This window comes from Vibrio scophthalmi LMG 19158, from assembly GCF_000222585.1.
GTDB lineage: Bacteria > Pseudomonadota > Gammaproteobacteria > Enterobacterales > Vibrionaceae > Vibrio > Vibrio scophthalmi.
This window is the reverse complement of record NZ_AFWE01000223.1, coordinates 124,088-131,882: the sequence shown is the minus strand read 5'-3', so window position 1 is coordinate 131,882 and position 7,795 is coordinate 124,088. Positions and strand designations below refer to the sequence as shown.

The window sequence follows — 7,795 nt, the reverse complement described above, 5'->3', positions numbered from 1 at the left end:
GAGGTTATTGTCAGCACGTTGATGTGTCGATTTGATGATCAGTGTCAGGCTGAATTTAGTCCTTCAGTTTCCATTGCGACTCAATTGACGCAACTCACACTAAAACAACTTTGTTATATCAATACTGAAGATTTTCAAGCCACTGCAAGGTTGGTGATAGCTGAATGCATCCGTTGTCCTACTGCATCACAGATGCTAATACAAAGATTTTCAGCCATTGAAGATACTTATGGTCTTCAAGAATGGATCCGACAAGGCATTGAAGCAAAAGCGCTCAACGTTACCAATGTTGAATTAGCAATTGAGCAATTCATTGGCAGTATTAAAGCCGTCGTATTTTGGCCACAACTCCTAGCCCATCAACCACCACCAAGTTGCGAAGAGTTAGAGCGAGTAGTAAACGCAGCCGTTAACGGTTTTGTGGCGACATACGCGAGCAAATAGCAGGTAGATAACGTTACAGATTGATGTTTATCATCATTCTGAACAAGCTAACTCTGTGTCATTTGAGCTCGACAGCAGAAGAATAATCACTAATGTCTGCCTACGATCTTTATTTGCTGCAGATGACCCGATAAAATGCATCAAAGATAAAAACGAATTGGAATGATCATGGCAAAGTTAACACTGCAAGAGCAAATGTTAAAAGCAGGCTTAGTAAACGAGAAGAAACTAAAAAAAGCGAAAAAAGGCTCTAAAAAGTCTCGTGTGCAAGCTCGTGAAGTAAAAGCTGCGGTTGAAGAGAACAAACGTCAGCAGCAAGAACGTGACAAAGAATTGAGCAGCCAGCAAAAAGAGCAACGTTTAAGCAACGAAATCCGCGCTCAAATTAAGCAACTGATCGAAATGAACAAAGTTGATTTAGGCGATGGCGATATCAAGTACAACTTTACCGATGGAACCTTAGTTAAATCCTTCTATGTTGATACATTGATCCGTAAGCAGTTGATCAGTGGCATCTTAGCGATTGCACGTTATGAAGAAACTTACGTTGTGATCCCAAGTGTTGTCGCCAATAAGATTGCTCAACGTGACGAGCAAGTCATCATTGAACAGAAAGAAGCGGAATCAACCGAGGTCGCCGAAGATGATCCGTACGCAGATTTCGTCGTTCCTGATGACCTAATGTGGTAAAAGCAATCGAGCTGCTCTATTTTATCGGCAGCTCTCTTTCTTTTTATCAACCAGTTACATTATTGGCTAATATTTCCCCCTACGTTAAAACCTCTTCAACACATCTTTGATCTGCTTAATTCGCTGTTACACTGAATATCTTTACTTTATGTGCAATGAATTGCATTAATAATCCATGCGTTTTGCTATTATCGCGACGATTTTAACTTTTTGTCGTCGTTGAGTTGTTCATGAGATCACTATTCAATAATCATCAATTGTCCCACTGGATCTTTACCAGTGCGATCAAATTTTCGATTGTTCCTATTGTCTATATCGTGCCAGTGTTCGTATTTCAGATCCCTGTAGAATCTATTTATGATTACCTATTGGAGGTGGTGCGCCTGTACTGCGTTATTTTAATGACTTCGATGATAGGTAAATTAGTAAACTCAAAGCTGATAAAACTAGGGCTAATGATTGCAGTCGCAAATGGCGTTTACGACTCAATAACCGAAATCGTCTACATAGATTTAATGATCAGTAATCGCTTCCCATTCGCCGATGCATTATTGGATGAAGCACTACTCATCATTGGTTATGGCTGTATCATTAAAGGGTTATATCTTCACTTTACTCGTATAAATAAACTCACATTGACTGACAACCTCACCAAATGCTACACCCTAGCAACCCTCGATCTTGTCCCCTTAGGGGCCTATCAAGTGTTCTACTTTGATATCGATAATTTCAGTAACGTTAACAAATCTAAAGGCCATGATATTGGTAACAAAGTACTGAATGCCTTCGCCACACAGCTAATGTATTCCTGCCAAGATCTTGGCTATGTGTTTAGAATCGAAGCTGACAAGTTTCTCGTTGTCGTCGATATAGACCAAGCCGAAGATTATATTGAATCGGTCACCAAAGCCTATGAAAGAAAAGAGATCAGCTTCAGTTCCGGCACAGCCGCGTGCCTAAATAACCGTTTCAAAGAATCCATAGCAGAAGCAGAAGAAAACCTACGTGAAATGAAACGCTGTAAGAACTCCCTCTATAACAGAGAGTTTGAACTCGAAGGTTATGAGTAAGACCATCACTAGTCACTCAGTTAATCGGGTTGTACCGCGCCACTACACAGTGAGCGCACTGTTCGCTAGAGTATCAAGTTTGTCGACTGACTAATAAGTTAATGCCTGAAAGTGCAAGAAACCCTGCACAAGTACGATTAAAGCGTTTTGCCATCTTCGGTTGAGTAAACCAATGGCGAAGATATAGCCCAAATAACGCATAAAGACTTATTGCCATCAGCTCTAATAGTAAAAATGTAACGCCTAAGATGAAAAACTGTTGATTGATGGAGCTCGTAACATCGACAAACTGAGGCAAAAATGCAGTAAAGATCAAAATCGCTTTCGGGTTGCCTGCCGCTAAAATAAACTCTTGCTTTGCTAAGCCAAAAGAGCTTTTCGTTGTCTCAACATCCGCTAACGGACTCGCTTGAGAACGCCATAGATGCCATGCAATCCAAACCAAATATAGCGCGCCAAACAATTTGATTGCCAAAAAGATCGCTTCTGAGGTGTAGAGCACGACTGCCAAGCCAGATCCTGCAAGCGCGATCATGAATGAAAATGCGACAATGCGCCCTAAGCCAGCAAACAAAGCGGATTTAAAGCCAAAACAACGGGCATTATTCATCGACAACAAATTGTTGGGTCCCGGCGTCATATTCAAAGCAAAGCAAGCAGGGATAAATAACAGTAATTTCCATAATTCCATGAGCATTTCTCTTGATGTTACTAAGTTGAGCGTAACGTTAATCGTTGCGCACACAACAACGATTATCTTTTTCCCACACGAGTAATCGCTTGTAGTCAAAGAAATCATATTGCCTCAATCACCGCGGTTTTCCTTCTTTTGAATCACTACTTCACTCACACACCCGCCTGAAAGTCATGTAATCAAGGTTTAACCAAGCACCAATTGCACCTCAGTTAACCAACTGGTCAATCGCTTAGCGCAAAAAACACTCTATGCTTAGTGATATGTATAAATAAACAGTACTAGAGAATATGAAGAGTCAGTTTTTACTCAGCTTTAAAGAACATATGCGCTCTCGCTACTACGCGACGAAAACAATCGAGGCGTATGCATTTTGGGTTTCGCGTTATATTCGCTTTCATGAGTTCGAACACCCAAGCAAACTGGGTGATGAACATATCGAAGCCTTCTTATCTGACTTAGCCGTTAAACAACGTGTGGCAGCAAAAACGCAAGCTCTCGCGCTCAATTCCTTATTGTTTCTTTATCGAGAGTTTCTGCTGATTTCTGTTGACCCTAATATGAAATTTGCCAAATCACTTAAAGACATCAAGCTACCCGTAGTGCTTACAAAACAAGAGATGCGACGCTTCGTCGAACATATTGATCCAAGGCATAAGCTCCAGTGTATGTTGCTGTACGGTTCAGGGCTTCGTTTAATGGAGTGCATGCGACTGCGAATACAAGATATTGATTTCGACTACGGTGCTCTGCGCATCTGGCATGGTAAAGGCGGTAAGAATCGCACCGTCACCTTAGCCAAAGAGCTCTATCCTTTGCTACGTGAGCAAATCTCGTTAACACAACGTTTCTATGATAAAGATATGCAGACTAAAGGCTATGGTGGCGCTTGGATCCCGCAAGCTCGGCTTCCCAAGTACCCTCAAGCGCAATATGAATTTCGCTGGCACTACCTCTTTCCGTCTACTCGGCTCTCTGTTGATAAAGAATCCGACCTAATGCGCCGTCATCATATGGCAGAAACCGTGTTACAACGCTCGGTAAAACGCTCCGCTGTTGATGCAGGAATAGAGAAACACGTAACTTGCCATACGTTAAGACACAGTTTTGCTACACACTTGTTGGAAGGAGGCGCTGATATACGCACCGTTCAAGAGCAACTCGGCCACAGTGACGTTAGGACGACACAAATATACACGCATGTCATTGACCGCGGAGCGAACGGTGTATTAAGCCCACTATCGAGTTTATAGTTCAAAAACTGGGTAAAGCGAAATAAAGCGTGTTAGCAGAATTTATACGTTGGAGGGGAAAATTGGTGATTAGAAAAAGAAAAAAGGAGAGCCTAAGCTCTCCTTTTATTAAACCTGAACTGCTAATTAAAGAGCAGCTTTCGCTTTTTCAACTAGTACAGCAAATGCTGCTTTGTCGAATACTGCGATGTCAGCAAGGATCTTACGGTCGATCTCGATAGATGCTTTCTTAAGACCGTTGATGAAACGGCTGTAAGATAGACCATTTTGACGAGATGCCGCGTTGATACGTGCAATCCAAAGTTGACGGAATTGACGTTTCTTGTTGCGACGGTCACGGTAAGCGTATTGACCAGCTTTGGTAACTGCTTGGAAAGCTACGCGGTAAACACGTGAACGTGCACCGTAGTAACCTTTAGCTTGTTTTAGAACTTTCTTATGACGTGCACGAGCTTGTACACCACGTTTTACGCGAGGCATTATGCTTCTCCTAAACTAAACGAATATTAAACTAAAAAGAATTAAGCGTATGGCATCATACGAGCAATTGCAGCCACTTCACACTTAGGAAGGATTGCATTTGGACGTAGCTGACGCTTGTTCTTAGTAGTACGCTTAGTCAGGATGTGACGTTTAGTAGCGTGCTTAAACTTAATACCACCAGCAGTTTTCTTAAAACGCTTAGCAGCACCTTTGTTGGTTTTCATCTTAGGCATGATGAATAACTCCGCATTGTTGAGTTGTTTATAACAATAGTAATTAGGGCGAACAAAACCTAGCCGTTTATCTTTTTCAAGAAAAGCGACTAGATTTTCTTACTTGCAAAAGCCGTTAATTACTTCTTTTTAGGGGCCAACACCATGATCATCTGGCGACCTTCTATTCGAGTTGGGAAAGATTCAACAACAGCAAATTCTTCTGTGTCGGCTTTCAGTCGATGTAGAACGTCAACACCGATGTCTTGGTGAGCCATCTCGCGGCCACGGAAGCGAATAGTTACTTTCACTTTGTTGCCGTCTTCAAGGAAACCAGTCAGGTTGCGTAGTTTTACCTGATAGTCTCCAATATCAGTTCCAGGTCGGAATTTAATTTCCTTGATCTGAACCTGTTTTTGCTTTTTCTTCTGCTCTTTAGCAGACTTGCTCTTTTCAAAGAGGAATTTGCCGTAATCCATCACGCGACAGACTGGTGGCTCCGCGTTAGGGCTGATCTCTACAAGGTCCATACCTGCTTCTTCAGCAGCAGCTACAGCTTCTTGAATTGATACAACACCAACTGACTCACCGTCAGCACCAGTTAAACGAACTTCACGTACGCCACGAATTTCACCGTTTAAACGGTGCGGGTTTTGTTTTACCGGCTGTTGGCCGCGTCTTCCGCCTTTAATAGCTTATTCCTCCAGATTGAGCTTACGGCTAGTAATCTCGGCTTGGATGTATGTAATTAAATCATCCACTTTAAATTTGCCAAGATCCTTGCCTCTACGTGTACGGACTGCGATTTCGCCTGCTTCCATCTCTTGGTCGCCACAAACTAGCATAAACGGTACACGCTTCAATGTATGTTCGCGGATTTTAAAGCCAATCTTCTCATTTCTCAAGTCCGCTTTGGCTCTAATTCCACTTTTTTGCAATTTTTTTGCTACTTCTTGTGCGTAATCAGCCTGTTTGTCAGTAATGTTCATAATTACTGCTTGTTCAGGAGCCAACCACGTTGGGAAGAAGCCCGCGTATTCTTCAATTAGAATACCGATGAAACGCTCTAGAGAGCCTAAAATCGCGCGGTGGATCATAACTGGTACAAGGCGCTCATTGCTTTCGCCTACGTAAGTCGCACCAAGGCGATTTGGTAGGTTAAAGTCTAGCTGTACTGTACCACATTGCCACGCACGGTCTAAGCAGTCATGTAGAGTAAATTCAATCTTAGGACCGTAGAATGCACCTTCGCCCTCTTGAATTTCGTATGGGATGTCCATCGATTCAAGAGATAGTTTAAGCGCTTCTTCTGATTGATCCCAGATTTCATCAGAACCAACACGGTTTTCGGGACGTGTTGATAATTTAACAACAATGTTGTCAAAACCGAATGTCTGGTATGTATCATAAACCATCTTGATACAGCTCGTCACTTCCTCTTGGATTTGACTCTCAGTACAGAAAATATGAGCGTCATCTTGAGTAAAGCCACGTACACGCATGATACCGTGTAGAGCACCTGATGGTTCATTACGGTGACATGAGCCAAACTCAGCCATACGTAATGGTAGATCACGGTAAGATTTCAGGCCTTGGTTAAAGATCTGAATGTGACCTGGACAGTTCATCGGCTTCAGTGCGTAATCACGGTTCTCAGAAGAAGTCGTGAACATCGCCTCAGCGTATTTGTCCCAGTGACCAGAACGCTCCCAAAGAACGCGATCCATAATAAGTGGACCTTTTACTTCTTGGTAGCCGTACTCGTCTAGCTTAGAGCGTACAAATACTTCTAGATCACGGAAGATTGACCAGCCATTATGGTGCCAGAACACCATACCTGGTGCTTCTTGCTGCATGTGGAATAGGTCAAGCTGCTTACCGAGTTTACGGTGGTCGCGTTTAGCCGCTTCTTCAAGGCGAGTTAGGTGCGCCTTAAGTGCTTTCTTATCATGGAAAGCAGTACCGTAAATACGTTGTAGCATTTTATTGTCGCTGTTACCACGCCAGTAAGCGCCTGCAACATTCAACAGTGTGAAGTGTTGGCAGAAGCCCATGTTTGGTACGTGAGGACCACGACACATGTCAATGTATTCTTCATGATGGTATAGGCCTGGACGGTCGTCACGAGCAACGTTCTCATCCAAGATTTCCATTTTGTAAGTTTCGCCACGCGCTTCGAATGCGTCACGCGCTTCCTGCCAGCTAACTTTCTTTTTAACAACTTCGTACTTGGTCTTAGCAAGCTCTTTCATACGCTTTTCGATCTTTTCAAGATCGTCTTGCGTTAGCGACTCTTCTAGATCGATATCGTAGTAGAAACCGCTGTCGATCGTTGGACCGATCGCCATTTTCGCTTGTGGGTAAAGCTGCTTGATTGCATGACCTAGAAGGTGAGCACAAGAGTGACGAACGATTTCTAGACCGTCCACTTCATCTTTTACTGTGATGATTTCTAGGCTTGCGTCTTGTTCAATAAGATCGCATGCATCAACGCGTTGACCGTTAACACGACCAGCGATGGTTGCTTTTGCAAGACCAGGGCCGATAGATTGTGCAACTTCAAGAGTAGAAACTGGGTTGTCAAATTGACGCTGACTGCCGTCAGGAAGAGTAATAATAGGCATGTATAATCCTTACAGTGGTGTTGCATACCAAGCAACACTTGCTTATTTAATCGCTTTAAGCCATTTAAACCGATTAGTGAATTTGGTTTTTCGTTCGCATTTAGAGACAAATACGGATGCCCCTTCCTACGAATAGGCGCACATTGTAACCGAACCAGACAAAATAACAATCAAAGTCACACATTTCGATGAATAACCTTTACTCGTGATTATTTCATAAGCAATACAACAAAAACGCCGCCAAGCGAAAGACGCTGGCGGCGTTTAGATATATTGCTGTATGCCTGTAAGCTTTGTTCTTCAAGGCTTAGGGGGATAGCCCTAA

Annotated in this window: 9 protein-coding genes; 4 read left to right on the top strand and 5 right to left on the bottom strand. The window is 42.9% G+C overall.

The genetic code is table 11. From position 1 onward, the window contains the following. The 3 genes from RH88_RS21365 to RH88_RS21355 all read left to right on the top strand — a co-directional run. The coding region (locus RH88_RS21365) for a TetR/AcrR family transcriptional regulator C-terminal domain-containing protein (protein ID WP_005599953.1) at positions 1 to 444 on the top strand (444 nt) is incomplete at its 5' end. 168 nt (positions 445 to 612) lie between these two features. Then, on the top strand, positions 613 to 1,134 hold the full coding sequence (locus RH88_RS21360; protein WP_040758060.1) for a DUF2058 domain-containing protein: 522 nt from the start codon (positions 613 to 615) through the stop codon (positions 1,132 to 1,134). 230 nt (positions 1,135 to 1,364) lie between these two features. Continuing rightward, the gene (locus tag RH88_RS21355) at positions 1,365 to 2,204 is read left to right on the top strand and encodes a GGDEF domain-containing protein (protein ID WP_005599951.1); all 840 of its coding nucleotides are present in this window, start codon (positions 1,365 to 1,367) and stop codon (positions 2,202 to 2,204) included. A 73-nt stretch (positions 2,205 to 2,277) separates the two neighbouring features. On the opposite strand, the gene RH88_RS21350 is transcribed toward RH88_RS21355, so the two are convergent. Next, entirely contained in the window at positions 2,278 to 2,895 is a 618-nt protein-coding gene (locus tag RH88_RS21350; protein WP_005599950.1) for a LysE family translocator, read from the bottom strand. A 293-nt stretch (positions 2,896 to 3,188) separates the two neighbouring features. On the opposite strand from RH88_RS21350, the gene RH88_RS21345 reads away from it, so the two are divergent. Continuing rightward, positions 3,189 to 4,151, top strand: coding sequence for an integron integrase (locus RH88_RS21345; protein ID WP_005599949.1), 963 nt, complete (start codon positions 3,189 to 3,191; stop codon positions 4,149 to 4,151). Positions 4,152 to 4,277: 126 nt separating this feature from the next. On the opposite strand, the gene rplT is transcribed toward RH88_RS21345, so the two are convergent. The 4 genes from rplT to thrS all read right to left on the bottom strand — a co-directional run bounded on the left by rplT (position 4,278) and on the right by thrS (position 7,470). Continuing rightward, positions 4,278 to 4,631, bottom strand: coding sequence for a 50S ribosomal protein L20 (rplT, locus tag RH88_RS21340; RefSeq protein WP_004401084.1), 354 nt, complete (start codon positions 4,629 to 4,631; stop codon positions 4,278 to 4,280). A gap of 41 nt (positions 4,632 to 4,672) precedes the next feature. Next, positions 4,673 to 4,867 carry a 50S ribosomal protein L35 gene (gene rpmI / locus RH88_RS21335; RefSeq protein ID WP_005599947.1) on the bottom strand — a complete coding sequence of 65 codons (195 nt, stop codon included), beginning with the start codon at positions 4,865 to 4,867 and terminating at the stop codon, positions 4,673 to 4,675. Between the two features lie 119 nt (positions 4,868 to 4,986). Continuing rightward, positions 4,987 to 5,538 carry a translation initiation factor IF-3 gene (infC, locus tag RH88_RS21330; RefSeq protein WP_081467400.1) on the bottom strand — a complete coding sequence of 184 codons (552 nt, stop codon included), beginning with the start codon at positions 5,536 to 5,538 and terminating at the stop codon, positions 4,987 to 4,989. Positions 5,539 to 5,541: 3 nt separating this feature from the next. Continuing rightward, positions 5,542 to 7,470 carry a threonine--tRNA ligase gene (gene thrS, locus RH88_RS21325; RefSeq protein WP_005599944.1) on the bottom strand — a complete coding sequence of 643 codons (1,929 nt, stop codon included), beginning with the start codon at positions 7,468 to 7,470 and terminating at the stop codon, positions 5,542 to 5,544. Positions 7,471 to 7,795 lie beyond the last annotated feature (325 nt).

Coding starts and splice junctions, on each gene's coding strand:
- rpmI (WP_005599947.1), bottom strand. CDS start 4,867: ATGCCTAAGATGAAAACCAACAAAGGTGCTGCTAAGCGTTTTAAGAAA.
- RH88_RS21360 (WP_040758060.1), top strand. CDS start 613: ATGGCAAAGTTAACACTGCAAGAGCAAATGTTAAAAGCAGGCTTAGTA.
- rplT (WP_004401084.1), bottom strand. CDS start 4,631: ATGCCTCGCGTAAAACGTGGTGTACAAGCTCGTGCACGTCATAAGAAA.
- thrS (WP_005599944.1), bottom strand. CDS start 7,470: ATGCCTATTATTACTCTTCCTGACGGCAGTCAGCGTCAATTTGACAAC.
- RH88_RS21345 (WP_005599949.1), top strand. CDS start 3,189: ATGAAGAGTCAGTTTTTACTCAGCTTTAAAGAACATATGCGCTCTCGC.
- RH88_RS21350 (WP_005599950.1), bottom strand. CDS start 2,895: ATGGAATTATGGAAATTACTGTTATTTATCCCTGCTTGCTTTGCTTTG.
- RH88_RS21355 (WP_005599951.1), top strand. CDS start 1,365: ATGAGATCACTATTCAATAATCATCAATTGTCCCACTGGATCTTTACC.